Source organism: Vampirovibrio sp., from assembly GCF_041737375.1.
GTDB lineage: Bacteria > Cyanobacteriota > Vampirovibrionia > Vampirovibrionales > Vampirovibrionaceae > Vampirovibrio.
Genome location: NZ_JBGSRV010000010.1, coordinates 279048 through 305700, shown reverse-complemented (window position 1 = coordinate 305700; position 26653 = coordinate 279048). Strand labels below are relative to the sequence as shown.

The following is a 26653-nucleotide window of genomic DNA, read 5'->3' as shown; positions in this document are numbered from 1 at the left end:
CGTTATCCTTCCCGCTTGGGCGAGCTCGGTTTGATCAGGTTGACGGCCTCAATGGCCTCGTTCAATCGAATTGCCTGAGCCTGTTCAGTGGCTTGACGGTTACTTTTTTTGATTTCCTCGAAAATCTCTTCCCGGTAAATGGTGATTTGTTTGGGGGCTTCTATGCCAATTTTGACCGCATCGCCTTTGGTTTCCAAAATTGTAATTTCAATTTCGTTGGCAATGATGATCTTCTGGCCGGTTTTCCGGGTCAGTACCAGCATGCCTATTCCCCCTTGTCAGCGGATGCCGGGGATGAAACCGGAGGCGCTCCTTTGGCTTGCTGTTGTAGCACATCGTCAGGCAGGAGCCGGGTTTTGGTGTTGTAGCCACTTTCGTGCAAAACAACCTGAAGCGCTTTGCGACTGGCCTGATTGACCACAATGGGGCCTAGCAGGTTGGTGGTCATTTTGCTGGGATCTTCCTGGGGAATATTGACAATGGTCATCACCAGCGCGTCTTCGGCGTTTTGAATCAGTAATTGTTCGGCGGTTTCATCCGATAGAACAAACTCATAATCAATACCAAATAATTTGGGATTGGTTACCACAAAGGCCAGCTCAGCGTCATCGGCCGATTGAAGCCACTTAAACGGTGAATCCTCTGCATGATCCAGGATGACATAACGTCCAGAATCACTGAAACCCAAAATCGGCTCAATGAAATGGATGACGCGATCATCATCGACCGAGACTTCTCCAAATCGCGCGGTTTGAATTGTTTTGTTAGCCATTTGGGGTTCCCATTCTCACCAACTTTTTACTTTTTATTTCATTCTTGTATAATATCGTCTCAGGGATGTATAAGATGTAACGATACCTAAACCATTTTAAAGAAAAAGTCATAAATGGGCCAGTTTTTCTAAACTTTTTGCAGGTTCGTTCGATGACAGAGGGACAATATTTCACCAAAAGGACACTTGAGGGATGATTGGGATCGCAAAATGATAAGCATCACGCAACAGGATTTGGAGCGGCTTTTGAAGGAATCGGAGCAGATTGCCAATGATTGGGATACCTATCTGCAATTTCGTCAAAACCGGGATGCCATTTTAAAAGAATTCATGCCCAGCGAAGGCGTTAATTAAGCACTTTCCATAGAAAGCAGGATGAGTGAGGCTGTTTTCTGGGGGTAAAGTTCCTGTTTTTTAATTTCAAAAAACCGAAGATTTACTGCTTTGGGTCTGACAACACATCCGGTATAGTAGATGAACTGGCTTTTAGCTGGCCTGTTTTGTCGGGCTGAAGAGGCGTTTTGAAACGATGTTGTATGTGGAAGGCCCGTTGGGTTCTGGAAAAACCACGCGTTTAATTCAAGAAACGGCACACTTGCTGGAAACCCGCCCAGCCTCTTCGGTGTTGGTGCTGTGTAGCAATCACGCCCGTCAGCAGGCATTTATGGCACGTTTGCTGGGGGGGCGGCAACATGCGGTGGCCCAGTTGCCTATTTATACCTATGCGGGCTTTGCCAGAAACACTTTGTTTAATTACTGGCCGTTGGTTGAGCAGGAGATGGCGGGGGTTCTGAAAAAAGGCGCTGCCGCCATTCGGCCTGAGTTGTCGGGTTTGGAAGATACGGAACTGATTTTAAAGTGGTTGTTAGCCCGTTTGCGAAAAGAGGCGGAGCAAAAGGGCCAAAGCGTTTTTGAGAATTTTCCAGGTTCCGATCAACATATCCTCAAACAAATTGTACGGCGTTTGCGGTTGCGCTCCGAAAATCAGCTGACCCGCAAGGATATGCTGGAGCGCTCTATTTTGCTGGATGAAATGTGTCGCCCGGAAGTGAGCTGGCTGGAAAAGCAGTTTGACGTGGAAAGCTATACGCTGCGGGTATTAGACCCCAATAAGCAGCTGGATATTTTTAGCAGTTTGCTGAAAAAAGATAACGCCATGTCTCAATGGTTGAAAGCGGATGTAAAGCACCTGGTGGTGGATGATGTGGATGAAACCATCGTGGCTCAACAACGCTTGATTGAGTACCTGTCGCCCACTTTGGAGACTTTGATTTTAGCGGCGGATGTGGATGGAGGCTCTCGTCGGGGGTATTTGAACGCTTATCCTTATGACTGGAGCGCTTTAAAAGCGTTGCGCCCGGGTCAAACCGTGGCGCTTGCCCGAGAGGATGCCGTGTATCAGGCTGGCCAAACGCTGCTGACCAACTGGAAAAGCGAGCGGGACTTTCAGCCAATGCCCGCTTTGGTAAGCCTGGATGATCGCTTTATTACCCGCGTGGAAATGCTGGAGCAGGTGGTGGAAGACATTTTGGCCCTGCTGGAGTCCGGTTATGGGGCCGGGGATTTTTGTGTGGTGTTGCCTAAAACCGATTTCATCAGTTTTTACCATTTGCAAAGTCGGCTCAGCCAGCGGGGCATTCCGGTGCAATTGTTGTCGGGAACCAAACGGCCTAGCGATAATCCTAAGTGCAAAGGCTTTATTTCCCTTATTCAATGGGCCAACGCCGCACAATGGAAAATTTACCCCACCCGCTGGGAAATTAAGACCGTTTTAACCCATGTGCTGAATTTCCACCAATTGCCGGAAATCAGCGGTGAAATGCTGGATCAATTGTCTCAGAGTGTGCATGACTGGCTGGGGCAATCGTCGGAAGGGTTTTACCCCTTGCCTCCCACCGAAACGCTGCCTTTTGCGCTTTCAGTCTTTGCCCAGCAGCGCTACCATTTATTGGCTCAGTGGTTGCAAAAGGCTGCCACACTGGGCTTTGATCAACAGTTGTATTCGGCTTTCAAAGAGATTTTAGCCCAGCATTCCACCCCCCGAGACGGGTATTCGGATTTGAACCGCATTATTCAAAGTTATCTGCGCCAGCGGGCCATTTATGAGGGACTCACGGAGATCACCGGGCATCAGGGTGTGGTGGCGGGCGATGATTTTAATCGCCGGTGGCTGGAGCAGGTGAAAAGCGGTACCATGGCTGACACGCCGGAAATGCCAGAGGCCATTCACCCGGAGTCGGTGATTATTGGCACCCCTCAAAAAATGATTGATTTGGAAATTTACCGCAAAATCCAGTTGTGGCTGGATGTGGGATCTCGTGAGTGGGCTCGCAGTGACAATGCCCCGCTATACAACGCCTGGGTGCATTCCGCCGTATGGGATGGTTCAACCACCGCCTTTGGCGAGGGCTTTAACGAGGCGGTGATTCGCACCCGAGCCGGACACATCACCCGCTCCCTGCTGTTGCTGGCTCAGGAGCGGGTAAAGGCTTATGCCAGTGAGCTGGATGATTTGGGCGGCGCTCAGGTGGGCTTATTGAAGTGTCGGCTGTTGAATAAACCTGAGGCGGTGAAGGATTTGCACAATTTGGAGCGAGCCACTTTACGCCCCGATCAGGCCCCTGTGCTGGATTATCGGCAAGGCACCATGGCCATTAGCGCCGTGCCGGGGGCGGGTAAAACCTTTGTAAACGTGGAAATGTTGCTGGAACTCATTCAGCGAGGAATTGAGCCCGATCGTATTTTGGTGCTGACTTATATGGATAGTGCCGCCAAAACTCTGCTAGGGCGCTTAAAAAAGAAGTTATTTGGTATTTCCAGTAAGTTGCCGGTGGTGTCTACCATTCACAGTTTGGCCTTGCGTATTTTAACGGAAAACGATCACGCCATTCTGGCCGGGTTTCTCCCGGATGATATGACTATTTTGGATGATTATGGCCGGGGAGACATTCTATTAAAAGTGGCCACTTTGACTCAGCCTGAATCCACTAAAAATTTATCGGATTGGCAACGGGCCATTGATCGGGGCATGAGTCACTGCAAAATGTTTGGGGTGACAGAATCAGCCATTCAAACCCAAATTCAGGCCATGCCGGGCAACTTTCGCTTAAGTGAGTTTTTGCCCGCTTTCCAGCTTTACAACCACGAGTTGCATCACAGTGGCTCGCTAGATTTTACGGATCTCATCATTAAGGCCGTGGAAATTTTACGTTGTTTCCCCGATATTCGAGAGAAATATCAGCAACAATTTACTTATATTATTGAGGATGAGGCTCAGGATTCATCTCGCCTGTTGCAAGACTTTATCGCCTTGCTGGGCGGGGAAACGCCCAACCTGATTCGCACTGGTGACACCAATCAATCCATTACCACCACCTTCAGTTCGGCGGATACTTCCGTGTTTCGGGAATTTGTGAAAAACGCGGCCCTACCGGTTCATATGACCCATAGTGGCCGTTGCGCCCCTGAAATTATTGATCTGGCCAACTTCTGGATGGAATCCGCCAGTGGCTTGCCCGGACTGGAGCAGGCCTTTCAGCCGGTGAAGATGTTGCCGGTGCAAGGTCAAAATCCTGAATTGTTGTATTCGCCTAGCGCTCAATTATTTGAGCTGGACAAGATGGAAGAGTCGTGGCTGGTGGAGCGTATTCTGCAAATTCGCGCCGATCAGCCGGAAACCGCCATTGCCATTCTGGTGCGTACCAACTCTCAGGTAAACCGGCTGACCGGGTTGTTGCATCAGGCCAAAATTCCGGCGGTTAGTTTGAGCGATCAACTGAATGTGAATCCCATTTTTTCCCTGATTGTCACCACCCTCAAGCTGTTGGCCACCCCCAGCGATTTAGCCCTGCAAAGTCGCTGGTATCAACTTCAGGTAGATGCTCAACTCATCCCCGAAAACCAGGCCCGCAAGGCCTGGATGGAAAGCCAGCCGCTGATTTATCAATCTCCTCTAACCCTCACGGATGAAATTGTTAAGCAATGGCATTACGATTTTCTGGATTTTGGCAGGCAGGCGGCAGGCAGCAATATTAACGGGCTGGTTGCCCGCATGGCGGATCGGTTTTGCCTGTCGGTGGCGGATCGCAGCAACGGCTATTTGTGCGCGTTAATGGCGCAGGATATTTTAAATAGTTTCCAGCATCTGGTTCATTTATCGCCGCTGGAAATTGTGATTCAGCAGTTTGATGCCTTTCAAAAATCCTGGCGAGGCAAAAAAAGTTTTGGGGATGTCTTGTCCCAGAACGCTCATCAGGTGGTGCAGGTGATGAGCATGCATAAGTCCAAGGGGCAGGAGTTTGACGTGGTATTTATGCCTTTTCTGCAAGCGGAAACCTTTCCCCATGCCGCCGATAGCATTCGTTTTGATGAGGCGGATAAATTGCTTCAGGAGCTGGATCGCATTGATCTTAAAGCCGCTGGGCAAAGCTTGTCCGACACTTATCAGCTGGATAAAAAGCGGGAAAAAATTGAGGAGGAGGCCCGATTGGTTTATGTGGGGCTGACCCGTGCCAAACGCGCTTTGTATTTATCGGCGCATACGCAAGCTATGACCCGGTATCATAAATTGCGAAAAATGGAGCCTGCGATGGCGTTTCAGGTGATTAAAGCCCAGTTGCACCCAATGACCGATAACGTGGTTGCCATTCGGGAGGCTCAAAATGCCCAGGCCACTTGAATTTACCCAAATTTCTTCGGATGCCTTTAAATCCTGGAGTCGGTGCAAGCGACAGTTTTTTTACAAGCACGTTAAAAAAATGCAGTGGCCCGCTGATATTCAGCATTTTCGGCTGGGGCGGGATGTGCATAAATTGCTGGATTATCAGGCCCGTGGGCTGGATTGCGGGTTGCTACTGGCCAACGCCCCTATGGATGTGAGGGTGAGTTGGCAAAAACTTCTCAATCACCCCATTGCCCATTTGCCGGTGATTGCTAATGAGTGGGCCTTTCATACCCCAATTTCTACCGAAGAGGGTTATACCGACTGGCTGACAGGTCGAATCGATCGGGTGGCCCGTAGGCAGGATATGGTTTTGGTGATTGACTGGAAAACCGGCACGGGTGTTCCTCGCAACCCGGAGCTGGACTGGCAAACCCGCCTTTATTTATACGCCTTGTTGGAAGTGGCGCACACCCCATCGGCGGAAGATTTGGGGCTGAACCCCCATGGGCCGCTTCAGCCCGAGCAGGTTCAATTTGTGTATGTGGAAGTAAAGGCCGATACCCACACCCCGGTGAGAGAAGTGGTTTTGCCCTATAATTCGGCCAAGCATGAGGCCACCCGACAAACCTTGCAGGCCATTGTGTCGGCCATGGCGGTGGAGGAAGAGTACGCCTTGCCCGAGAGCCTGCAATGCCCGGATAAGTTTTGCTCCTATCGAACCATTTGCGGCATTGATCAATAGTTTTGCTAAAACGGGGCGTTGTTACCGTCTGGATAGTATCAATACTAAAAGCCCCTTATCCGCTGGGAAAAGGGGCTTTTAGCGTTATAAAAAAGGGTTGGTTACGCTGGGTTTATTAAGTCCCAACGGTCCAGGAGTTCATGTACTCAGTCATTTCAGAGGTCAGAACATCGATAGACACACCCATTGCCTGAAGTTTCAGGGTAGCAATGTCGTGATCGAAGCTGGCAGGCAGAACGTGAACGTTATTGGACAACTTGCCTTTGTTCTTCACCAGATATTCCACAGCCAATGCCTGGTTGGCAAAGCTCATGTCCATGACGCTGGCAGGGTGGCCTTCGGCAGCGGCCAGGTTGATCAAGCGGCCTTCGCCCAGTACCAGTACCCGGCGTCCGTTGCTCATGGTGAACTCTTCCATGAACTCACGAATTTGCTGGCGGCCTTTGGACATAGCGGCCAAGGCTTCCAGGTTCAATTCTAAATCGAAGTGACCGGAGTTGCAGACAATGGCGCCGTCTTTCATTGCTTCAAAGTGCTTTTTGTCGATTACGTGGCGGTTGCCGGTCACGGTGACAAACACATCGCCCTCTTTGGCGGCTTCGGTCATGGGCATTACCCGGAAACCATCCATAACCGCTTCAATGGCCCGAATGGGGTTGATTTCGGTCACGATTACATTGGCGCCCAAGCCACGAGCCCGCATGGCGCAGCCTTTGCCACACCAGCCGTAGCCAACGACCACTACATTTTTGCCTGCCAACAGAATGTTGGTGGCCCGGATGATACCATCCATGGTGCTTTGGCCGGTGCCGTAGCGGTTGTCAAAAAAGTGTTTGGTTTGCGCGTCGTTTACGGCAATGGCAGGCCAGGGCAGTTTGCCGTCTTTTTCCATGGCTTGCAAACGCACAATGCCGGTGGTGGTTTCCTCAGTACTGCCGATCATATCGGTAATCAGGTCGGGGCGCTCTTTCACCAGGGTGGCGACCACATCGGAGCCATCATCAATAATAATTTGTGGCTTGTGATCCAGGGCGATATTCACGTGCTTGGTGTAGGTTTCCACCGATTCGCCTTTCAGGGCGTAGACGGAAACGTTGTAATCCTGAACCAGAGAGGCGGCCACGTCATCCTGGGTGCTGAGCGGGTTGGAGGCGATTAGCACGGTTTCAGCGCCACCAGCTTGCAAGGTGCGGGCCAGATTGGCGGTTTCCTTGGTGATATGGCAGCAAGCGGCGATACGAATGCCCGCAAACGGCTTTTCTTTGGCAAACCGCTCACGAATTTGCGCCAATACGGGCATATCCCGATTAGCCCACTCAATTTGCTTTTTGCCCTGAGGGGCCAGGGAAGGATCTTTGATTTCGTTGGGAATCGCTGTCATCACGGGCATATCGAACTCCTAAAATTTAATCAGGTCGACGCTCTGCATAGGCGACGCCTTGGCTTACTTTACCAAAGAAGCAATGTCAAGCCAAGTCGACATATTACTTTGGGTTTGCGACTTTTAAAGGGTGGTTTGGCATGGCAAGCTGGCAGGCTGAATGGGTGTTCACGCCGCAAGCCCACAGGTGCTGGATTTGCACTGATTTATTCTTCTTCCAGATTACGAGATAAGGCTTCTTGAGTGGTCATAATGGTTTTTAGCTCGTCAATGGCGTTGGTGGCTGTCAGGAGTTTGGTTTTTAAAATTTCATCGTCTTCCAGTCGCTCTCTGGCTCCGCCCCGATAAATTTTACGATACCGGTTGGAAACCCGCCAATAGCTGATGGCTGATTCCAGATTGCCAATGGCTTTTTGAATCAGTTGATAGGTCTGAAATTGTTCTTCTCCGTGCTGAAAGGTGTTTTTAAAGCGGGTATTGGTCAGGCTTACTTTTTGGCAAATGGCGCCTAGCTGCTGTAAGGAGACGGTTGCATCTTCCTCAGACAGTCGTTTACCTACTTTTAAAAGTTCGCCACTAATTTTAGCGGCTTTCTCCACATAGCGGGTATAAATGTCTCTGGCGCGAATATCCTGGCCCACAATAACAGAAGCTTCTCCCCATAAGCCGTCACTGGCCAAATTGTCCAGTTTGTTTAAATCGTTCTTTAGTATTTCCAGATCAGTCGGGTTTTGATAACGGGCTTCGGCCTGAACGGTTTTTTCCGCTACTCCCCATTCGGAGAATAGGCAAAACCCAACCGCTGCCGTTATACTGAGGGCAATCCATTGATATAAAAACCGCTTGTTCATCATTTCAGTCCACCCATCAGTCCACGCACGGAATCGTTCATTACTGATTGTATTTTAGCCGCTTGCCAGGGAATTGGGCGCTTTTTGGCCGAAGGGTTCCAGAAGTTGCAAGCCGAGTCAGGCAATCCTGCTCTATTGATTGTTTTTATTTTAATGTAGCACCCTGCGCCCGCTTCGTCGTCCGCAATTTGAATTAAACAAGGAGTCGCCCATGAGTGACCGCTGTTTTAACCTGCTGGAAACGGCTCAGGCTCGAATCGCTTTGCTGGTGAAATTGGGCAATCGTTTATTGGCGGGGATTTTGTTAATGGGTGGGTTATTTTGTGTAATGTCCATAATGTTTACACAGTTGCTCAAGCAACCCGAGCAGGCTTTACAGCTTCAGGCTTTTGCTTTTAATTATTCTGATTTTGCCAAGGTTGAAAAAGGGCGAGTGCTTTCTGCGCGGGAAACCACCTCCCCCGAAAACGCGGGGCTTGAGGACCCTAACTGGGATGGTACCCTTGCTGGGGCTTCCCTGGGCTTGGCGGTCGGCCGGGACTTGCCTGTAATCGGCTGGGTTATTGGGCCGGTAGTGGGTGCCATGCTTGGTTATCAGCTGGATAGCCACATCTAGTGCTTTGAATCTATGGTCCCCTATTTATTGTAGATCTTCGGGCTAGGGACAAGTTAAATCGCTTGGCCGATGATGGGACCCATCTCCGTTAGGTACCATAAGAGTGTGTAGAAGGCTTCCCTTGCAGGCGGCTTCAAGTTAATTGTGGTGCCGTTATGAACCTGAATGAAGAATGCTTGTTGCAGTTTTTGAAAAGCGATGGGAGCGTGATGCCGGAACGGCAAACCAAACAGACCGATCAGAGCGGGCTGGCCGCTGAACTTAGCCGCATTTTCAGGCGTAATCAGTACGTATCCTTTCCACCCGCCATTCTGGTCCGCCGTTCGCCAGATGAATAGGCTTTGCCATTGATTTGAACCAGCGTTCTGATGTTTAGGGTTAGGGGTTTTTCGCATCGATTGGGTCGGACATGCGGATGGTGCTGGGGTTTTATATACTTTTAAAGGGGTTGAAAAGATCGGGGAAAAACCCTTGTTCTGTCATGCTGAAAGTCAATCAGGGTAAGGCTTGAGGGCCAGAATTAAAGTTTTTTGGCATGTGGTCTATATTATATATATAAGATTTCACTCGCTCCTCACCTGCCATTTCAACGACTCAACACTGACTTTTCAAGCTTCACTTCAACTTGCACTTACAGTTAACTCCTCATAGCGCGCACAGCTTACTTTAGGCTGTGCTTTTTTCTTTGGAACGCTTTCTAAAAGAAGCGTTTTCCGTGTTTTTACGGGTTTCTATTTTCCACAGCCTGTATTGGTCCGGTTGTGGAATATACGATACCTTAAAATAAGGCTAGAATAGAGGCTATTGGCTTAACCTTCCGTTTGTTTTAACCATTGATAAAAGCACAGGCCCAGCCGGAGGCTATTTAGGCCATAGATTGCCATTGCAGGCTAAAAATTTTTTAACACAAGACACAGAAAGCATTGATAGATGAGACTTTTAGAGCTAACAGAGCCGGTGATGCTCACTATTTCCGTCAACGATTACGCCATGGAAGCCCAGCGGCTGATGGCTCAGCAACAGTCCGGCTGGATTGTGGTGCTGGAAGGGTTGCAAATGATTGGGGTGGTGTTTGCTCAAGAACTGGGTGCATTACCACCAGCCACCTTGAACGACCTAGACGTTCGCGAGTATTTGCGCCCCTTTCCGCTCACCGTGAGTAGTGATGTATCAATAGAGGAAGCCAAACGGCAGTTAATCCGCAGCGGGCTGGATTTTATGGCCGTTATGGAAAACAATCAGCCCATCGGCATTTTAACCCTGGCCAGCCTGGAGCAAAAACGTTTACAGCAGCGCCAAGCGGGTTGAGTTTGAATCAGGAGCCGTATTTGCGCTGGAAATCGGAGGCTCGCACTTCGTGCACCCAGCGACTGAATTGCCAATGATCATAACTGCGGCAGTATTGGGTCAGGGTTGTCAAAAGTTCCCGCCCGGTATTGCTTTTTCCCTCAAACCAGTAATGCCCCTGACCTTCTACCCGACTGATTTCCGTATGCACAATTTTGCCAATCAGATCACCCGGCTTGGGCGGCAGTAACAAAATGCTGGTTAACCACTCCATTAAAACCCGCTCAGGCGGGTAATTTGGCTTGGTATGCGCTTTCAGGTGGGTGCTGAACGCTTCCAGAATCAAGGGGAAATATCCTTTCAGGGACTTCTCTCGGATAAAGTATCTCCCCATTCTATCAAATATTATGCGTGCTTGACCCCACCGATTTACCGGATTGACACCGTGCGCTTACTGAAACTCGGTTTCATACACCCATTTCTTATCGTAGAACTTCAATATGGGGCGCCGTTCTTCCCATTCTACCCAGGCCAGTGCATGTCGGGGTATTTTTTGTTTTTGAGTGGGGCGGTATGTGCTCATACGATGCACCGGTACCACGCCCACCACTCTGCCTTGGCGAATAATGACCAGGGTTTGGTAAACAGGTACCCTGGCGCTTAAGCCCTGTGGCCTGCTGCGGGTGGGTAAGGATGTTGGGGGTAGGGCTGCCGGTGGGTTTTCGGTATTTTCTATCTCGGTTTCCACCTCCGTTTCCAGAGGGGGCAAGGGTGAGGTTGTTACCGGTGGCACTGCTTGTGGCGGTTTTGGACCGTAGTCGTCCAGTGTTTCTATATTGGCTTTGATAGAGCCATCCATGCCATCGCCGGGTTTAATCAGGTAATAGCCTTTAGGCAGGTGAAGATTTTGGTAATGCAGGGTTTGCTCAACACGGACCAGAGCGTAAGGGGTGTAATCCTTGTTTTTGCGATCAAAATAGTCACTCAACTCCTCGGGATCTACGTCCACATAGTCTCTGGGGCCAGCCATCCAGAATTTTTGAGGCGGATCGGTCCCGGCTTTTCCCTGGCTGCGGCCGGGATCATCAAACAAATCTTCGGCATTGCCCGACTTGGCTTTGGTCCACTTTCCATCCCAAGCCCAGCCCCTCGCAGGATTTATCAGGGTGAGGGCTACGCTTAAAAAGGCAATGGCCAATAGGCGCTTCATAAAAGATTGCTCCGTTGCCGCAGGGACTTCAACTGTTGTAAACCGTATCGGTCTGTTTTTCCAAAACCTTTGAAAAAAACGAGCGCAGGCTGGGCCGGATCGGCAATCTTGTTTTGTGGTTGGCAGGCCAATGAGCATGTCTTAGGCGTTTTTTAGCGCCCGAATGGTGGCCGGAATATCTTTGGATTTAAACACGGCGGAACCCGCCACAATCACATTGGCCCCCGCCGCTTTGACGGCCCCGCTATTTTGGGGCGATACACCGCCATCCACTTCCAGAAAAATAGGCCGATCGGCAATGAGCGCTTTAACTTGGGCCAGTTTTTTCAGGCTATTGGGAATAAAGCTTTGGCCCCCAAAGCCGGGATTGACGGACATGACTAAAATTAAATCCAGCTCATCCAGTACGTTTTCCAGCACGGACACCGGGGTGGCAGGGTTGAGAGACACCCCAGCCTTACAACCCAGCCTGCGAATTTCGGTGAGGGTTCTGTGCAGGTGCGGACAGGCTTCAGCATGCACGGTCAGCACGTCGGCCCCGGCATCCCGAAAGTGGGACAAATAGCGATCTGGCTGTTCAATCATCAAATGCACGTCAAAGGGCAGCTTGCTGTGCTTGCGCAGCGCCTCAATAATGGGTGGCCCAAGGGTCAGGTTGGGTACGAACATGCCGTCCATCACATCCACATGCACCCAATCCGCGCCGCTGGCCTCCAGGCATTGCAGGGCTTCTCCCAGTTTGGCAAAGTCAGCCGACAGGATGGAAGGCGCAATCAGCACTTGCGTGGGGTCATACACCGGGGCGAAAGAACTCATGGGGGATTCACTCCTTGGGGAAAACACAGCCAACTTTCTCATATAATCACAAATAGGCTATGATGGAACCCATCCAATCAGGTGAAGCGGACCCATGGGCATTAAAATCAAGAATAACAGGTTTCTAAAGGTTTTTTTATCTCAACTGGCCGGACAGCCATTGCGGTTGATTCGGGCCTCCTGGCGGGTGGATGGAACCGAATACGATCCTGAGGCCCAGACCCTGTTAAACTCGGGCAAGCCTGTGATTTATGCCCTGTGGCATGGACGCATGTATTGTCTGTTTAAGGCGGTACCGCTGGACAGTGTGGCCATTCTGGTCAGCCCCAGTAATGATGGGGAATTTATTACCCGCTTGGCCCGCACCATTGGGTTTCGGCATTTCGTACGAGGATCGCACAAGCGAGGCGGAACACAGGCTATTTTAGGTTTGCGAAAAGAGCTTCTGGAGCGAAATCATTCCATTGCCTTTACGGTGGATGGCCCACGAGGGCCTCGCTACAAGGTAAAGCCGGGTATTATTCGTTTGGCTAGCCAGACCGGAAGCCCCATTGTGCCCTTAGGGTCCTCCACCCAATGGTTGCTCAGCAAGTTTGAGAAATCTTGGGATCACTACCATGCCCCCTTGCCCTTTACGGGCATGCAACTGGTGTATGGCAAACCCCTGCATGTGCCAGAGAACCTGAGCGAGGAGCAAGTCCGCAGCCATTGCGCCCATTTGGAGGCGGAGTTGATGCGGGTGAATTTGCATGCGGATGCCCGCTATGGATTTCATCAGCAGGAGCGGCTCTAAAAATTGAATTTCTCTCGTACAATAAATGTATGAGCATTGCCCTTTCCCATCATCGTTGTATTTTGTCTCACTCGGTGCAAAACCGGCCGATTGAGGGCGTATTTTTTGGCCCGTCTCAGCCGGAGCAGCTCAACAGCCTTATTATTGGGGTTTTTCACGGGGATGAGGCCATTAGCGGGCAGTTGCTGACCCGGTTTGTGGCCCAGTTGCAAGCGGGGCAGTTTGCCCAAGCCCCCATTGATTTTAATGACCAGCCCACCTTGATTATTCCGGTGCTAAACCCGGATGGCTTGGCTGCTGGCACCCGGATGAACGCCCATCAGGTGGATCTCAACCGCAATTACCCCACCCCGGATTGGCAGGAAGATAACTTGAACACTCCCTATTATTCCGGCAAGGCGGCTGCCAGTGAGCCAGAAACCCGCTTGGTGATGGCCCTGATTGAACAGTATCAGCCCCAAAAGATTTTAACCGTTCATTCCCCTTACAAAGTGTTGAACTTTGACGGACCCGCCCGAGCGGTGGCGGATGCCATGTCGGAGGCGTCCGGCTATGAGGTGGTGGAAAGTATTGGCTATCCCACGCCCGGTTCTTTTGGGACTTATGCGGGCAAAATTCGTCAAATTCCGGTGGTAACGCTGGAGCTCCCCCCCGGTTTGGATGAACCCTTTGACCCCGAACTCCCCCCCGCGGAATCTCTGGATCAGGTTTGGGCCGCCAATCGCAATGCGCTTGAGGCTTTTATTCGCTTCTAACTTCTCAGGTTACCAGCTAAACCAAGATGGCTCATGGTTTGGGTCGGCAGGTCTTGGCCCATCGCTGGATATAGCTGTGGTGTGCAGAGTGCCTCGACTTCCGATGCGCCCATCGTAGTAAATAAAGGCCTCCATCATTTTGCCTGCCCCATTGGTTGTACTGCTCGTTTGCCTGCCATCAGGGTCGATGAGTACTAAAATTGCATTATTAGTGGCGGTGCCGCCAAAACTGCGATGGTATAGTTGAATTATTGAACCATTATGCATTCTCAAGCACGGCTGCCCGCCGGAGCATGATACAGCGACCCCAAGGCCATGAAGTGCATCAATGGTCGAGGTGGTGTCCAGAGCAATGTAGTTCATATAAGGTGTCAAATCGCTAGGCGTGGTGCTGCTGGTAACGGTTCCCGCTAGTTGAGCCAGTTGATAGGCTCCAGAAAGCATGGCGATATCTTCTTTAGCCACTGCGTTAAACTGCCCGTTTTGCTGCGACGATAGAATTTTGGGAATGGTAAAAGTGGCAATGACCCCTAAAATAGCTAGGGCGATGAGTAGTTCGGCCAGTGTAAAGCCCTTTTTAAATGAGAATGGATGGAGCATTGTACTTTAACTCTGATGGGTTGTAATGACGTAACCTGAATATGATTATCGTTACACTCTTAAATAACTTAAAGAACTCTACAGAAAAAGACCTGTTTTTTTAACAGGTCTTTTTCGAAAGCATTAAGGTGAGCGTTATTCTGCGTTGGCGGTAGCGGGAGCGTGGAAGCTCAAGCTAATGCGGCGCTCATCCGGGCTGAATTTGATGATGTAGGTTTTGATGGTTTGGCCCACATCCAGCTTGACGTTGTTGCGATGTTCGTATTCGCCAATGTCTTTGCTGGGCAGCAGTGCTTCCACACCGGGGTACACTTCCACAAAAGCACCGAAATGCTTCATGCGGGTAATGGTGCCTTCCACTTCATCGCCCATGCCCAGTTCCTTGGTAACTTCGTTCCAGGGATCGGCATGCTGGCCTTTAATGGAAAGGCTGACCCGTTGTTTTTCATGATCAATGCCAATGACCTCCACCTGAATTTTGTCGCCGATGCTGAGGATATCGGAGGGATGCTCCACCCAGCGCCAGGACATTTGAGACAGGGGCAACAAGCCATCCACGCCACCCAGATCCACAAACGCGCCGAAATCGGTGAGACGAACCACTTCGCCCTGCACCAATGCGCCTTCGTGCAACTTGGAGAACAAATCCTTGCGCTGTTCAGCCATTTGCTCGGCCATCATCTTACGGTGAGACAGAATAATGTTGTTGCGCTGGCGATCCAGGTTAATAATTTTGGCGGGCAGTTCGTTGCCAACCAACTCTTCCAGCTGCTGGCGAACCCGCAGATGGCTGGAAGGAATGAAGCCACGCAGGCCCATTACATCCACCAGTAAGCCGCCTTTAACAACCGCGGTCACCTTGCAATGAACCACGGTGTCGTTGTTCATTAATTCTTCCAGCGTATTCCAGTTCTGGGCGGTTTGTACCCGACGCAGAGACAGGGTCAGCTGACCATCCTCATCTTCTTCAAACAGGATGTAGAAATCAAAATCTTCGCCCGGTTTTACAACCGATTGGGCCGTTGCGTAAGGAGAGGCTACTTCTTTGTTGGGAAGGAAAGCCGCAGTTTTTGCGCCGATATCTACCAGCGCGCCGTTGGACTCCAAAGCAATAATGGACCCCCGAACGATTTCGCCACGCTTGAAAGCATAATCATATTGTTGCAGTAGCTTCTCGAATTCAAGCTTTTCAGGCGTCTGAATTTCCTCATCCCCGAGGTAGGGGTTGATTTTACGGGGGGACATAGGGTGAGATACCTCCAACAGAAACAAAATAGAAGGGCCGGACTATGGCATAGCATAGTCCAACCAATGAATTATATCAATAATATCACGGGAAACAGAACTGTCTAATCGATTAATTGTTGTATAAATGACGAGGAACGAAGTTTGCGGATAGCCCGTATTTCCGCCTGACGAATACACTCCCTGGTTACGCCGTAGTGTTTGCCAATTTCCTCAAGGGTCATTCGGCCCGGTTCTTCAATCTGGGTGGCGTTACACTCTGGCTGAATGCCATAGCGCTTCAATAGAATATCACGTTCACGCTCATCCAGATGACTCAGTAAAGCCATTCTCAATAATTGTAAAGATTTATCACGATGCAGATTTTGATCCGGTTCAGGGAGGCGATCATCTTCAATGGTTTCTCCCAAAGTTTGGGTGTTTCCATCCTTTAATGTCATTTCGGCTTCCAGGCTCATCATTTTTTGCGAGGATCTGGTCAATTGTTCAATTTTGCGGATAGAAACGCCTAAAAAACTGGCCAGCTCCGTATCAGTTGCCGAGCGATCCAGAGTCTCTTTTAATACCTGTCGTGCTTTGCGGAGTTTAATCACGCTGTCCACCACATGTCCCGGTAGGCGAATGGGGCGATCATGATCGGCAAAGGCCTGCAACACCGATTGCTTGATCCACCAGGTGGCATACGTGGAAAACCGGTAGCCCAGCCGGTAGTTAAACTTGTCGATGGCTTTCATCAGCCCTAAATTGCCTTCCTGCACCAAATCCATAAACGATGCCCCACGCCCTGTGTAGCGCTTGGCGATGCTGATCACCAGCCTAAGGTTCGCTCTGGCCAGCTTGCGTTTGGCGCTTAAGTCGCCTTGCGCTATTTTTTGGGCCAAGGTCAGTTCTTCTTCTTTGCTTAAAAGACCGGATTGGGCGGAAATGGCCCTTAAGTACCAGGAGGCCGTGTCTTCTCCAAAATCGATGGCTGAAACCGCAAGCCGGGTCAGGGGTTCCGCTTCTTCGGTAAAGTCCTGTGTGTCAGCCTCAAGGTCGAAATCGCTGGAGAGGTATGGCTGGGGCGTTAAGGTGGACATGGCGGATCCTCCTACTTTATATACATGTATTTTTTAGGTGGGGCTGAACCGTGGCCGCTTGGTGGGCAATTGGTCCGAAAAAAAAGAGCCTTGTCCTAAGGCAAGGCTTTCCCTTCTAGCATGTTGTTTTGAGAGAGGAGTGCGTGTTTAATCCAGGAGTCTGTTCAGTCTCGTGGTTTTATAAATGCTGCTTTAAGCGGTTTCAGGCCTGTGATCATACGCGCTTGAATTCACTCGCTCAGGCCATCCCGTAACGAGGCCAGTAACTATCTTTTGCGCTGTCTGATTATGCCCTTTGCCCTTTGGCATTTGGAGATTGGATTCGGGTTGCGCTTTGGGAGCGAACGAACTGCTGATACCTAAATGTTATTTCATTGGTATATACTTTTCAATCCTAAAATTGCCTTTTTGTAACTTTTGTTTACGAAAAGGTTTAATCAGCTCGTATTCAGGGCAGCCCAAATGGGAGGTTATTCCCTGTTTCTTGACTCACTCTGGCAACTGGGCGGGCTTGTTTTGAGGGGTGAACCCAAACAGTTTTCGATTCCTGTGGATCTGTTGTGCTTTTTGGGCCGCCACTTGAGAGGAGGTGAACGATGTGCCGCTTAAAACGCTGTTCATAATACCAGCCCGCTCCAGGCCGTTTACCCATTTCCCCTGCCCGCAGGGCCTCATTTTTAGGGCGTTGAGCGGGATTAAAACCTCTTGACCGTGATTGCGACTCCCTTTTTTAGGGTGGTTGATGTCGTCTAAGGTCAGGCCCATGAGTTGCCCTTGCTCGTTTTTAATAGGAATGAAGCGCTTGGTGGCTTTGGCCCAGTGTCGAATCAGGCTGTTGTCGGCGCTATAATCAGCCAAACCCGGTTTTATACCGCCTGCCCCCACGCTGTGAACTCCTTTAACCAGCGACAGAACGTTAATGTTATCTTTGCCAGCATTGCCCGCTGAAACAAACACGGGTTTTTTCCGGGCGATTTCGCTTAGTAAGGCCATGGCTTTTTGAATGTACTTTTTTTGCCCCTCGCCCCATAAATGCAAGCCTTTGATGCCCAGCAAGGGGGGTGAAAACTGAATTTGATCAAACTCCTTTAAAATACGCTCCCGATGACGATGAATGTTTTGGGCGTTTAACTCCGGCAGGTTTAAATCCTGTTGAATGCGCTCTATGGGTAAGGCCAATCCAAAAGACAGGTTGATGGCGTCAATGGATTTGTCGGTTTCCAGTCTTCGGTTCAAAATTTGCAGTGCCTCCACAATGTCGGTCTCCTGCTTTCCCCAGTTTTTTTTCAGTGGGGCTTGAATCCGTTCGATACGGATGTTGGGGCTGGTTATTTTGGCATGGGCTTCTACCACATGGCCGTGCGATGCCAAGCCGTTGGTGGGTGCTTCCAGCAACAGTTTGCTGGAGGGGGTGGGCTTTTTAACAAAGGCAGGAATGAGGCCGGTTTGGTAATCATCAATAATGGCCAATAGTGGGCCTGCTTTGGGTGGGTAGGGCTTGGCCTGACGGTCTGTTTCGGCTTTAGGGCTGGCCTGAGCCTTTCCTGTTTTAAGGCTGGCTTGGGCCGGTTTTGCGTAAAATGGCCCATTGGCGGGTTGAACAGCGGTTTTTTGCTTTAAGCGGTTGTTTGGAAATGGCTTGCCAAGCGTGACAGGAGCGCCAGACACGCCATGCGCGAAAATGCCCATGATTATGAAACCCCTTCATCTTTATTGCTTTAAGATTGCTTTAAGTCTATTTCTTTAAAAAACCAAAGGCCAATTTGGCCAAACCCACGTTGAAATATATTCGCCTGACAGTAGCGAAAAGAGAGGGGCGATGCAATGTTTTGGCAAAAATATTAAACGCTCACCGGGTCCAGAAAACGGCATTTTACGCCTTGCCGGGTGCCTCGGCGGGCGAACTCAGCGTCAATTTCGTTCATCAGTTCCAGCTTTTTTTGCAGCCATAAGGGGGCAACCACATGTTGATGATGCCCATTGCCCGCCACCCGATGAATCACGCAATCCGGGTGGAGGCGTTCCATAAAATCGCAAATAAGTGAGACATAAGCGGCCTGATCCAGCGGCTGCCACTCTCCCCGCAGGTATTGAGCAGCCAGCGGTGTTTTTTCCATGGCGCAAAGTAAATGGATTTTAACCCCGTTCACCCGCAGCTCGGCCAGCTTATCCGCGGTTTGCATCTGGTCTTCCCAGCTCTCGCCCGGTAAGTCCAGAATAACGTGGATGCAATGATCCAGATTGTATTTCAGGGTTAACTGGTAGGCGCTTAAAAAGTCTTCAAAGGTTTCGGCCCGGTTTAGCAAATCCAGGGTTCGGTTGTGAATGGTTTGCAGGCCATATTCCACCGAAACATATTGCATGCGTTCTTTATAGCTGGCGATTAAGGCGATTTTTTCCTCATCTACGCAATCGGGGCGGGTGGAAATGGCCAGCCCGATAATATCGGGATGGGCCTCACAGGCTTCATCGTACAGGGCCTTTAGTCTGCAAACGGAATCGTAAGTATTGGTAAAACTTTGAAAATAAGCGATAAAGCGATCCGCCTTGAACCGTTTGCGCTGCTTTTCCATGTTTTTCAGCAGTTGCTCGGTAATGGTGTCCTGTTTGTCTTGCGCTCTGGAGGATGAGCCGGTTTGATCGCAAAAGGTGCAGCCCCCGTAGGCTTTGGTGCCATCCCGATTTGGGCAGGTAAAGCCAGCGTCCAGGGTCAGTTTATAGGTTCGATATCCCAGCTTGGTTTTCAGGTACTCGCTGTAGGGACGGTAGGGCTTGCTGCTCATAAGGGGGATTTTACACTCATGCTTACATCGGGAAGATACTGTTTATGGTACTGAAGACCGAAGGGGTTAGCAAATACGGCCTCGGGTAGAGGGTTGCTTCAGGCAATAAAACCCAAGCCAAAAGCCGGTTTGCCTGAGGGTGTGCTATTCATTTTTTAAGGCCTGCGTTGCGGATGGCCTTTGTGTTTCTCAACATCTCTTTTACAAGTGTTTTTGCTTCTGCTAAATTCAAGCCCATTGAGGGTTTAAAAATTGGTTAAAAGCTTGTTATTAATGCACACGTTGACTGGGCGCAACGAATTCAAGTGGTATTGCGCGTTGATGTCAGCCCATTGATGTCAGTAAGGGAAAGCCATTCAGGAAGGGAAAGGAGAATGAGATGACCACAACCACTAAAAATGCGGGCTTAACGCCTCGTGACCTGAATAATGTTGCCATTTTAAAACACCACGGATTGTCTTTGGTCGAAGTCAAAATATCGCAGGTTTCATTCGCCAAAGGCATGTTACTCAACAATGTACCTTTGCCCGAAAGTACTCGGGTGGTTTGCGTCATTCGGGCCGGAAGACCCATTGTGGAGCTGGATGCCGTTTTTCTGGAAGAGAGAGATTTGGTGTACCTGATTACCGATAACGAGCGCCTGGTGCGTACTGCCTTTACCGTTTTATAGATGTGTGGCAAGCACAGCCTTTGCAGGATCGCTCGGTTGATGCGGGTTGGCCAGATACCCAGATGGCTGATTTCTGCCCTTGCCTCTTGCGCAAGGGCAGGTTTTCGGCAATGATCAATCTGACAGCAGGCAGGGTGAGAGTCATCAATTAAATCCAGCAATTTGGTTTAGTTGTAGCCATAGCCTTATTGGTCCTGTTTTTGCATCCAAAAATTAACCCAGAGGACTCAGCGCATGTGTGGTATCGTCGGTTATTTAGGCCAAAAGTCTCCGGTTCCCTTGATTGTGGACAGTTTACGTCATCTGGAATATCGGGGCTACGACTCTGCGGGTGTGGCTTATCTGGATGATGATAACTTGCTGCAAGTCTACAAGGCCTCTGGAAAATTGATGAATCTGGAAAACATTTTGCCCCCCGGTTTGCAAATTCGGGGAAATAGTAACGGCAAAATGAATGGTCATCGTCATATTGGTATTGGGCATATCCGCTGGGCCACCCATGGGGCGGCCAACAATGTAAACGCGCACCCCCACACCGGCTCTCGCCACGAAATTGCCTTGGTGCATAACGGCATTATCGAGAATTTTTACGAGCTGCGCCAGGAATTACAGGCCAAGGGTCACCAGTTTTTATCCGAAACCGATACGGAAAGCGTGGTTCAGCTTCTGGAGCATTTATCGGAAGGGGAAACTGATTTTTGTAAGGTTATTTTAAAGGCGCTGGGCAAATTACAGGGCGCTTACGCCCTGACGGTCATTTCAAAAAAACACCCAAATCACTTGTATGCCGCTCGAAATCAGGCCCCCTTGGTGGTTGGGGTGGGCAAAGACGCGGATGGTCATGATGAGTTTATTGTGGCCAGCGACGCGGTGGCCATCGTAAACCATACCAACCGACTGATTTACCTGAAAGATGGCGAAATCGTGGAGATTTCCCCTGCCGGTTTGCGCATTGTGAATTTGCAGGGGGAGGAAGTGGAGCCGGTGATTGAAACCATTAGCACCGATCCGCTCACCATCGACAAGAAGGGCTATAAGCACTTCATGTTGAAGGAAATTTATGAGCAGCCCGACGTGGTTCGCAATTCCTTAACCGGTCGTTTGCAAAGCGTTCATCAGCCCATCTGGATTTTGGGGAACACCCCGCAAGCCGAGCAGGCCTTTGAGGCCCATTTGCAAACCATCAGCCGCATTGTGCTGATTGGTTGCGGCACCTCTTATAATGCCGGTTTGGTGGGCAAGTACTTTATTGAAGATTTGGTGCAAATTCCGGTGGAAGTGGAAGCGGCGGGCGAATTCCGGTACCGGAACCCGTTTATTAACGAGCGGGATTTGGTGATTACCATGTCCCAGTCGGGAGAAACAGCCGACACACTGGCCGCCTTGCGCTTGTCCCATCAAAAAGGGGCCAAGGTGTTAACCTTAACCAACCGGGAAGATTCCAGCATGGCCCGTGAGGCCGATTTTGTAATGCCGGTACGGGCTGGGGTGGAAGTTAGCGTGGCCGCCACCAAAAGCTTCACCGCTCAGGTCACGGCCTTGTATTTGCTGGGCTTGTCCCTGGCCGAAAAGCGGAATCGCATTGAGCCGGAGCTGCTGGAAACACTGAAGAGCGAGTTGTTGAAAATACCGGCCCGCATTGAGTCGGTGCTGAACAATACAGAGCCTTTGCAAGCCTTGGCCCGCAAGTACGGTCAGGCCCGAGATATGCTGTTTATTGCCCGTGGCGTCAATTTCCCGGTGGCGCTGGAAGGCGCTTTAAAGCTGAAGGAAATTAGCTACATCCATGCCGAAGGGTATTCGGGCAGTGAGCTGAAGCATGGCCCCATCGCCATGCTGGATAGCAATATGCCGGTGGTGGCGGTGCTGACCAAAGGGCCTATTTTTGAAAAAATGATTTCCAATTGTCAGGAAGCCAAAGCCCGTGAAGCCCGCATGATTGGGATTACCAACACCCCCATTCCCAAGGAGCTGCAAAACACGTTTGAGGATATTCTGGAGATACCGGAGTGTCCCGAGCCGTTTTCGCCGTTGCTGACCACCATTCCCCTGCAATTACTGGCGTATTACATGGCCGAGTTTTTGGGCAAGGACGTGGATCAGCCCCGTAACCTGGCCAAAAGCGTTACGGTGGAATAGCGGGCATGGGCGCGGTTCAATCCCTACCCACTGTGGAAAGCTTTCAGGTTCGGCTGGAAGGCTGGCAAGCCATGCTGCAAACGGAGGCCCCGGTGGAAACCGTGGAACGTTTAATTTTAAGCCAACTGGAAGCACCCCGGCGCTTGCTGCGCTGGGCCATTGTCCGCATTGCGGAAGAGGAGCCCGGACAGCCCTTTTGGTGCGAAGGCGCTTATTTGAAAAACTAGCGGCAAGAGGCACTTTTTTGCTATGTTTAAAAAGCTCAGCATCAAGCGTTCTCTGAAATCCCGTTCTGTTTTTGGCCTTGGCAGCTTCTTTTTCCTGCCTTGGTATGTGGTAGCATAAGCCTATGACCTCTGTTTCCCCCATTGTGATTAATGAAATTTTTTTAGAACAGGCCCAGAACCTTTGTCGGGGTGGTGAATTGCTGCCTGCCGGGGTGATGGAACTGGCTCGCAAGTTGCAAAAGGCGGCGGAAAGCTCCACGCCCTTAAGGGTGAAGCTCGGTCTGGATCCTACCCGGCCCGACTTGCATTTGGGCCACACCGTGGTGCTTCGCAAGCTGCGCGCTTTTCAGGATTTGGGGCATCAGGCCATTTTAATTATCGGGGACGCCACCGCCATGATTGGCGATCCGTCGGGCCGAAGCGCAACCCGCCCCCCCTTGACGGAAGCGGAAATTAAGGTGAACGCCCAAACCTATCTGGATCAGGCGGGCAAAGTGATTGATGTGCGCAAGGCTCAGGTGGTTCGCAACAGCGAGTGGTTGAGCGGCATGAAGCTGGAAGATTTTTTGAAACTGGCTGCCAAAACCACCGTGGCGCAAATTATCGCCCGTGAGGATTTTGCCAATCGCTTAAAAGAAAATCGCCCCATTTCCCTGCACGAGCTGTTTTACCCTTTAATGCAGGGCTATGACTCGGTGGTGGTGGATGCCGACATTGAGCTGGGCGGCACCGATCAACGCTTTAATAACCTGATGGGCCGGGAACTCCAAATTGCCTACGGGCGAGAGAAAGATCCACAGATGGTATTGCTGATGCCTTTGCTGGAAGGTACGGATGGCAAGATTAAAATGTCGAAATCTTACCCGGAGCATTGCATTAACCTCACCGATACCCCGGAAGACTTCTACGGCAAGCTCATGTCCATTCCCGATCCGTTACTGGGTCGTTATGAGTTTTTGCTGGGCCTTTTAAATGAAGAGCAGCTTGAAGAGCAAACCCAGCTATTTAAAGCAGGGGAGTTAAATCCCCGAGATATTAAAATGCATTTGGCCAAATACATGGTTGGCCAGTACCACGGCCCGGAAGCCGCAGAGCAGGCCGAGCAAGCGTTTATCACCAAGTTCCAGAAGCGGGACATCCCCGAGGACATTCCCGAGCTGGCTTTACAAGGTGGCCTTGATTACGTTTTAACCACTTTGCTGACCGAGCAGGCCTTGGCTCCCAGCCGTAACGAGGCCCGCCGTTTAATTCAGGGTGGCGGCGTAAAGCTGGATGGCGAAAAAATAATGGACGTGGACGGACAACTGAACCTGCCCCCCGGCAGTTCGGTGGTGCTGCAAGTTGGCAAGCGCAAGTTTTTGCGGCTGAACTTCGCTTAGAGCGCTGGCCCCGGTCGTTTTAGCTGCCGTAAAGATATTGGGCGAATTTTAATACCCCTTTTTTGGCCGCAGGCTCTGTTTGCCATGGAAAGCGGTTGGCAGAACGGCCTTGTTGCTGTTTTTGTTCTTGCTGGCGCTGTTTTTCGTTGGCTTTACGCAGTTCCTGAAGGGAAATGGGCATGGGGGAAACTCCTCTAAGTCTCTAGTGTTCACGAGGTTGCAGGTGATCATTCAGTCGTTTTTGAGGGCTTCATGTTTCCTGATTGTGAAAGCAAATTTAGAAACCGTGAATGCTCCCGCATAAAAGCCGCTGAGTTTTAAAAAATGCCAATTGCTTGGTACGAAAATTAAAACACCCGTTAAATGGGGATGCATATTATAATCAGAACTATATCCATTTTGCGTGAAGATTGGGAACAACCTCTCGAACCAAGGAGTGATGGTGAGGAATACGGCTTTCAAAAACGGTTTGGCATGCTGGATGCTGGCTTTAAGTTTAGGCATCGGCTTAAGCGTACCCTTGGCCATGGCGGCCACGGAAGTGGTGCCTTTAGAGCGCCTCAAAATTTTTGATGTCATTCTGCTGCCCACGGTCAGTTCCCAGTACGAGGCCAAGTTTACCAAGCCCCCAACCTGGCAGGTTTCCCCGAAGAGTGCGCTTTATCTGGAGTTTCAGCATTCCATAGAGCTGCAACCGCATCGCTCCTGGTTGCAAATCAGCGTCAACGATAAGGTCATTCAGCATATTCCGCTCACCAAAGAGAATGCGGAAGGCACCAAAATGACCATTCCGCTGCCGGTGGGCTTGCTGAAGGACTTTAACACCCTGAATTTCCGGGTGCAGCAGCACTACACCGATCAATGCGAAGATCCGCTGGATAAGTCGTTATGGACCCAGATTTTGCCTGCCACCCGACTGGTGTTTGATTACCAGCCAGTGGTTCCCAAAGTCGATTTGGGCATGTTTCCCTATCCCATTATTGATGCTTTAACCTATAGCCCCGCCAAGGTGCATTATATTACCGGCAAAACAGCCTCGGAAAAGGAATTGCAGGCGCTGGCCTATGTGAATGTCCACTTGGCTCAGCAGGCTCAGGATCATGAACTGAAAAGCCGGGTGACCTTTGATAATACCAGCGGCCCGGATACCGAACATTTGGTGTTTGTGGGCAAGGGGGATAGCATTCCTTCGGCGGCCCAGTTTGCGGGGGCGTTTGGTAATTACGCGTTGCAGGGTGGCCAGTGGATCAACCGGCAAACCGGGCAAACTCTGGCCAGCGATCAAGGACTGATTTTATTCTTTCAGGCCCCCGGTTCCAAGGAACATACGGTGTTAGTGGTCACAGGCAATAGTGATGAAGCGGTGATGAAAGCCGCTGAATATCTAACCTTGCGCCCCAAAGAGAGTACGCTAACGGGCATGGCTCAGGAAGTGCCTTCTGGCTGGAATACACCGGGTACCCGCACGTCCAAGGTGCCTCGCTTTGTGGAAGGCCAAACCCGTACTTTTCAGCAGCTGGGCTTTGAAATTCAGGAAGTGCATAAAATCAACGCCCCGCCCATTACTTATGAAGTGCCTATTGTGGGCAAATTCCATCAAAGCGGTGGCAAACTGTGGCTGGATCTCAATTATAGTTACAGTCCCCAGCTCAACCCCGAATTTTCCTCTCTGGAATTGCGGATGAACGATGTTTCCATCGCCAACCTGCCCCTGCTCAATCCGGCGGGTGAGCAAATGGTGCGGGCCAGTGTGCCCATTTCTAACGAGTTGATTCATCCCCGTAACCAGTTGGTGGCCCAGTTCCACCTGATGCCGGATAAATACGGCTGGTGCGTGGACAATTATATGGACAACGCCTGGGGCAAAATTATGGATGATTCCCAGTTGCGGGTAGAAGGCTCGCCCAACTCCTATTTGCCGGATGCGGGGCTGCTGAACAATACCATGTACCCTTATTCCAAAACGGATAATTTAGAGAACGTACACCTGGCGGTGCCTGCCAACCCCAGTGCTGAATTGCTGGACGCCATGCTGGGTTTCACCACCCGTTTGGGCCGGGCCACTTTGGCGGATACCGATTTGCGGCTTAGTTTGAGCAAGGGAAACATCACCATTCCTGGCGATAGAAATGGGGCTGTTTTTCGCACTGCTGCCGATAGCATGACCTTGCCGGATGGGGCCAAATTAGTATGGCAAACGGGCGGCAGCGCCCTGATGCAAATGCTGACTTTGGCCGAGCCTAATGACGGTCAAATGTCCAGCCAAAACCTGGAGCTGGGCCATGGGGCTTATCTGGAGCAATACGCTTTGGGCGCTGATCGGGTTATGAGTGTGTTTACGGCCAGTAATGGTCCCGGCTTTTTAAAACTGGGCGACTTGCTGGAAACCGATAAGCAGTTTGACACCCTGAACAGCGGCTTTCTGCAACAGGCTTCGTTGATGAATCCCGCTTTGAACCCGGTGACCCAAACCCGTTTTCATACCGAAGCAAAAAACAACGGGCCGGGCAATTGGTGGGAAAGCACCCTGAGTTGGCTGAAAAGCTTGTCCTGGGGCCTGATTATCGGGGTGTTGCTGTGCCTGTTTGTCCTGCTGGTGATTGTACCCATCCTGATTCGCGCCCTGTTTAGGCGCTAGGTTATGC

The 26653-nt window shown here is 50.6% G+C and carries 27 protein-coding genes; 13 read left to right on the top strand and 14 right to left on the bottom strand.

From position 1 onward, the window contains the following. Positions 1-2 precede the first annotated feature (2 nt). A complete protein-coding gene (csrA, locus tag ACEW81_RS06400; protein WP_373532138.1) occupies positions 3-263 on the bottom strand; it encodes a carbon storage regulator CsrA in 261 nt (86 codons plus the stop codon). Between the two features lie 2 nt (positions 264-265). Continuing rightward, positions 266-772, bottom strand: a complete 507-nt coding sequence (gene fliW / locus ACEW81_RS06395) for a flagellar assembly protein FliW (protein WP_373532137.1) — start codon at positions 770-772, stop codon at positions 266-268. Between the two features lie 210 nt (positions 773-982). On the opposite strand from fliW, the gene ACEW81_RS06390 reads away from it, so the two are divergent. The 3 genes from ACEW81_RS06390 to ACEW81_RS06380 all read left to right on the top strand — a co-directional run bounded on the left by ACEW81_RS06390 (position 983) and on the right by ACEW81_RS06380 (position 6177). Beyond that, the gene (locus tag ACEW81_RS06390) at positions 983-1126 is read left to right on the top strand and encodes a hypothetical protein (protein WP_373532136.1); all 144 of its coding nucleotides are present in this window, start codon (positions 983-985) and stop codon (positions 1124-1126) included. 175 nt (positions 1127-1301) lie between these two features. Beyond that, positions 1302-5450, top strand: a complete 4149-nt coding sequence (locus tag ACEW81_RS06385; RefSeq protein ID WP_373532135.1) for an ATP-dependent helicase — start codon at positions 1302-1304, stop codon at positions 5448-5450. Next, the gene (locus tag ACEW81_RS06380; RefSeq protein ID WP_373532134.1) at positions 5434-6177 is read left to right on the top strand and encodes a PD-(D/E)XK nuclease family protein; all 744 of its coding nucleotides are present in this window, start codon (positions 5434-5436) and stop codon (positions 6175-6177) included. The genes ACEW81_RS06385 and ACEW81_RS06380 overlap by 17 nt, the downstream gene beginning before the upstream one ends. 115 nt (positions 6178-6292) lie before the next feature. Here the strand turns inward: ACEW81_RS06380 and ahcY are convergent, their stop codons facing one another. Both ahcY and ACEW81_RS06370 read right to left on the bottom strand, forming a co-directional pair. Then, positions 6293-7567 (bottom strand): adenosylhomocysteinase, encoded by a 1275-nt coding sequence (gene ahcY, locus ACEW81_RS06375; protein ID WP_373532133.1) that lies wholly within the window; start codon positions 7565-7567, stop codon positions 6293-6295. Between the two features lie 197 nt (positions 7568-7764). Further along, positions 7765-8412 carry a hypothetical protein gene (locus ACEW81_RS06370; protein ID WP_373532132.1) on the bottom strand — a complete coding sequence of 216 codons (648 nt, stop codon included), beginning with the start codon at positions 8410-8412 and terminating at the stop codon, positions 7765-7767. A gap of 208 nt (positions 8413-8620) precedes the next feature. Between ACEW81_RS06370 and ACEW81_RS06365 the strand changes: the two genes are divergently transcribed. The 3 genes from ACEW81_RS06365 to ACEW81_RS06355 all read left to right on the top strand — a co-directional run bounded on the left by ACEW81_RS06365 (position 8621) and on the right by ACEW81_RS06355 (position 10333). Beyond that, the gene (locus ACEW81_RS06365) at positions 8621-9025 is read left to right on the top strand and encodes a hypothetical protein (protein ID WP_373532131.1); all 405 of its coding nucleotides are present in this window, start codon (positions 8621-8623) and stop codon (positions 9023-9025) included. A 155-nt stretch (positions 9026-9180) separates the two neighbouring features. Then, positions 9181-9363 carry a hypothetical protein gene (locus ACEW81_RS06360; protein ID WP_373532130.1) on the top strand — a complete coding sequence of 61 codons (183 nt, stop codon included), beginning with the start codon at positions 9181-9183 and terminating at the stop codon, positions 9361-9363. Between the two features lie 592 nt (positions 9364-9955). Next, the gene (locus ACEW81_RS06355) at positions 9956-10333 is read left to right on the top strand and encodes a CBS domain-containing protein (RefSeq protein WP_373532129.1); all 378 of its coding nucleotides are present in this window, start codon (positions 9956-9958) and stop codon (positions 10331-10333) included. Positions 10334-10340: 7 nt separating this feature from the next. Here ACEW81_RS06355 and ACEW81_RS06350 read toward each other — a convergent pair whose 3' ends face one another. From ACEW81_RS06350 to rpe, 3 genes are all read right to left on the bottom strand, one after another. Beyond that, the gene (locus ACEW81_RS06350) at positions 10341-10658 is read right to left on the bottom strand and encodes a hypothetical protein (protein WP_373532128.1); all 318 of its coding nucleotides are present in this window, start codon (positions 10656-10658) and stop codon (positions 10341-10343) included. Between the two features lie 105 nt (positions 10659-10763). Beyond that, positions 10764-11522: a hypothetical protein gene (locus tag ACEW81_RS06345; protein WP_373532127.1), complete on the bottom strand. Its 759-nt coding sequence runs from the start codon at positions 11520-11522 to the stop codon at positions 10764-10766. A 141-nt stretch (positions 11523-11663) separates the two neighbouring features. After that, positions 11664-12338: a ribulose-phosphate 3-epimerase gene (rpe, locus tag ACEW81_RS06340; protein WP_373532126.1), complete on the bottom strand. Its 675-nt coding sequence runs from the start codon at positions 12336-12338 to the stop codon at positions 11664-11666. 94 nt (positions 12339-12432) lie between these two features. On the opposite strand from rpe, the gene ACEW81_RS06335 reads away from it, so the two are divergent. After that, positions 12433-13131 carry a lysophospholipid acyltransferase family protein gene (locus ACEW81_RS06335; RefSeq protein ID WP_373532125.1) on the top strand — a complete coding sequence of 233 codons (699 nt, stop codon included), beginning with the start codon at positions 12433-12435 and terminating at the stop codon, positions 13129-13131. 29 nt (positions 13132-13160) lie between these two features. Continuing rightward, entirely contained in the window at positions 13161-13886 is a 726-nt protein-coding gene (locus tag ACEW81_RS06330; RefSeq protein ID WP_373532124.1) for a M14 family zinc carboxypeptidase, read from the top strand. A 9-nt stretch (positions 13887-13895) separates the two neighbouring features. Here ACEW81_RS06330 and ACEW81_RS06325 read toward each other — a convergent pair whose 3' ends face one another. The 5 genes from ACEW81_RS06325 to mnmL all read right to left on the bottom strand — a co-directional run bounded on the left by ACEW81_RS06325 (position 13896) and on the right by mnmL (position 19593). Continuing rightward, positions 13896-14486: a type II secretion system protein gene (locus ACEW81_RS06325; RefSeq protein WP_373532123.1), complete on the bottom strand. Its 591-nt coding sequence runs from the start codon at positions 14484-14486 to the stop codon at positions 13896-13898. Between the two features lie 135 nt (positions 14487-14621). Next, the gene (locus tag ACEW81_RS06320; protein ID WP_373532122.1) at positions 14622-15731 is read right to left on the bottom strand and encodes a 30S ribosomal protein S1; all 1110 of its coding nucleotides are present in this window, start codon (positions 15729-15731) and stop codon (positions 14622-14624) included. A 104-nt stretch (positions 15732-15835) separates the two neighbouring features. Continuing rightward, positions 15836-16810 carry a sigma-70 family RNA polymerase sigma factor gene (locus ACEW81_RS06315; RefSeq protein ID WP_373532121.1) on the bottom strand — a complete coding sequence of 325 codons (975 nt, stop codon included), beginning with the start codon at positions 16808-16810 and terminating at the stop codon, positions 15836-15838. A 489-nt stretch (positions 16811-17299) separates the two neighbouring features. Continuing rightward, a complete protein-coding gene (locus tag ACEW81_RS06310) occupies positions 17300-18499 on the bottom strand; it encodes a hypothetical protein (RefSeq protein WP_373532120.1) in 1200 nt (399 codons plus the stop codon). Positions 18500-18651: 152 nt separating this feature from the next. Next, positions 18652-19593 (bottom strand): tRNA modification radical SAM protein MnmL/YtqA, encoded by a 942-nt coding sequence (gene mnmL / locus ACEW81_RS06305; RefSeq protein WP_373532119.1) that lies wholly within the window; start codon positions 19591-19593, stop codon positions 18652-18654. 379 nt (positions 19594-19972) lie between these two features. Between mnmL and ACEW81_RS06300 the strand changes: the two genes are divergently transcribed. The 4 genes from ACEW81_RS06300 (at position 19973) to tyrS (ending at position 24008) form a co-directional block, all read left to right on the top strand. After that, entirely contained in the window at positions 19973-20263 is a 291-nt protein-coding gene (locus tag ACEW81_RS06300) for a hypothetical protein (RefSeq protein WP_373532118.1), read from the top strand. 234 nt (positions 20264-20497) lie between these two features. Beyond that, positions 20498-22402, top strand: coding sequence for a glutamine--fructose-6-phosphate transaminase (isomerizing) (gene glmS, locus ACEW81_RS06295; RefSeq protein ID WP_373532117.1), 1905 nt, complete (start codon positions 20498-20500; stop codon positions 22400-22402). Positions 22403-22407: 5 nt separating this feature from the next. Further along, positions 22408-22629 (top strand): hypothetical protein, encoded by a 222-nt coding sequence (locus tag ACEW81_RS06290; RefSeq protein WP_373532116.1) that lies wholly within the window; start codon positions 22408-22410, stop codon positions 22627-22629. 122 nt (positions 22630-22751) lie between these two features. Further along, positions 22752-24008, top strand: coding sequence for a tyrosine--tRNA ligase (tyrS, locus tag ACEW81_RS06285; protein ID WP_373532115.1), 1257 nt, complete (start codon positions 22752-22754; stop codon positions 24006-24008). Between the two features lie 19 nt (positions 24009-24027). Here tyrS and ACEW81_RS06280 read toward each other — a convergent pair whose 3' ends face one another. Together ACEW81_RS06280 and ACEW81_RS06275 are read right to left on the bottom strand one after the other, a co-directional pair. Further along, on the bottom strand, positions 24028-24189 hold the full coding sequence (locus ACEW81_RS06280; RefSeq protein WP_373532114.1) for a hypothetical protein: 162 nt from the start codon (positions 24187-24189) through the stop codon (positions 24028-24030). Positions 24190-24239: 50 nt separating this feature from the next. Beyond that, entirely contained in the window at positions 24240-24545 is a 306-nt protein-coding gene (locus ACEW81_RS06275) for a hypothetical protein (protein ID WP_373532113.1), read from the bottom strand. Between ACEW81_RS06275 and ACEW81_RS06270 the strand changes: the two genes are divergently transcribed. After that, positions 24535-26646: a cellulose biosynthesis cyclic di-GMP-binding regulatory protein BcsB gene (locus tag ACEW81_RS06270; RefSeq protein WP_373532112.1), complete on the top strand. Its 2112-nt coding sequence runs from the start codon at positions 24535-24537 to the stop codon at positions 26644-26646. The genes ACEW81_RS06275 and ACEW81_RS06270 overlap by 11 nt on opposite strands. Positions 26647-26653: the final 7 nt, after the last annotated feature.

Coding starts and splice junctions, on each gene's coding strand:
- tyrS (WP_373532115.1), top strand. CDS start 22,752: ATGACCTCTGTTTCCCCCATTGTGATTAATGAAATTTTTTTAGAACAG.
- ahcY (WP_373532133.1), bottom strand. CDS start 7,567: ATGCCCGTGATGACAGCGATTCCCAACGAAATCAAAGATCCTTCCCTG.
- ACEW81_RS06300 (WP_373532118.1), top strand. CDS start 19,973: ATGACCACAACCACTAAAAATGCGGGCTTAACGCCTCGTGACCTGAAT.
- ACEW81_RS06365 (WP_373532131.1), top strand. CDS start 8,621: ATGAGTGACCGCTGTTTTAACCTGCTGGAAACGGCTCAGGCTCGAATC.
- ACEW81_RS06335 (WP_373532125.1), top strand. CDS start 12,433: ATGGGCATTAAAATCAAGAATAACAGGTTTCTAAAGGTTTTTTTATCT.
- csrA (WP_373532138.1), bottom strand. CDS start 263: ATGCTGGTACTGACCCGGAAAACCGGCCAGAAGATCATCATTGCCAAC.
- ACEW81_RS06320 (WP_373532122.1), bottom strand. CDS start 15,731: ATGTCCCCCCGTAAAATCAACCCCTACCTCGGGGATGAGGAAATTCAG.
- glmS (WP_373532117.1), top strand. CDS start 20,498: ATGTGTGGTATCGTCGGTTATTTAGGCCAAAAGTCTCCGGTTCCCTTG.
- ACEW81_RS06360 (WP_373532130.1), top strand. CDS start 9,181: ATGAACCTGAATGAAGAATGCTTGTTGCAGTTTTTGAAAAGCGATGGG.
- ACEW81_RS06370 (WP_373532132.1), bottom strand. CDS start 8,412: ATGATGAACAAGCGGTTTTTATATCAATGGATTGCCCTCAGTATAACG.
- ACEW81_RS06385 (WP_373532135.1), top strand. CDS start 1,302: ATGTTGTATGTGGAAGGCCCGTTGGGTTCTGGAAAAACCACGCGTTTA.
- ACEW81_RS06270 (WP_373532112.1), top strand. CDS start 24,535: ATGGCGGCCACGGAAGTGGTGCCTTTAGAGCGCCTCAAAATTTTTGAT.
- ACEW81_RS06280 (WP_373532114.1), bottom strand. CDS start 24,189: ATGCCCATTTCCCTTCAGGAACTGCGTAAAGCCAACGAAAAACAGCGC.
- ACEW81_RS06315 (WP_373532121.1), bottom strand. CDS start 16,810: ATGTCCACCTTAACGCCCCAGCCATACCTCTCCAGCGATTTCGACCTT.
- mnmL (WP_373532119.1), bottom strand. CDS start 19,593: ATGAGCAGCAAGCCCTACCGTCCCTACAGCGAGTACCTGAAAACCAAG.
- ACEW81_RS06390 (WP_373532136.1), top strand. CDS start 983: ATGATAAGCATCACGCAACAGGATTTGGAGCGGCTTTTGAAGGAATCG.
- ACEW81_RS06330 (WP_373532124.1), top strand. CDS start 13,161: ATGAGCATTGCCCTTTCCCATCATCGTTGTATTTTGTCTCACTCGGTG.
- ACEW81_RS06380 (WP_373532134.1), top strand. CDS start 5,434: ATGCCCAGGCCACTTGAATTTACCCAAATTTCTTCGGATGCCTTTAAA.
- ACEW81_RS06345 (WP_373532127.1), bottom strand. CDS start 11,522: ATGAAGCGCCTATTGGCCATTGCCTTTTTAAGCGTAGCCCTCACCCTG.
- fliW (WP_373532137.1), bottom strand. CDS start 772: ATGGCTAACAAAACAATTCAAACCGCGCGATTTGGAGAAGTCTCGGTC.
- ACEW81_RS06310 (WP_373532120.1), bottom strand. CDS start 18,499: ATGGGCATTTTCGCGCATGGCGTGTCTGGCGCTCCTGTCACGCTTGGC.
- ACEW81_RS06355 (WP_373532129.1), top strand. CDS start 9,956: ATGAGACTTTTAGAGCTAACAGAGCCGGTGATGCTCACTATTTCCGTC.
- ACEW81_RS06325 (WP_373532123.1), bottom strand. CDS start 14,486: ATGCTCCATCCATTCTCATTTAAAAAGGGCTTTACACTGGCCGAACTA.
- ACEW81_RS06290 (WP_373532116.1), top strand. CDS start 22,408: ATGGGCGCGGTTCAATCCCTACCCACTGTGGAAAGCTTTCAGGTTCGG.
- rpe (WP_373532126.1), bottom strand. CDS start 12,338: ATGAGTTCTTTCGCCCCGGTGTATGACCCCACGCAAGTGCTGATTGCG.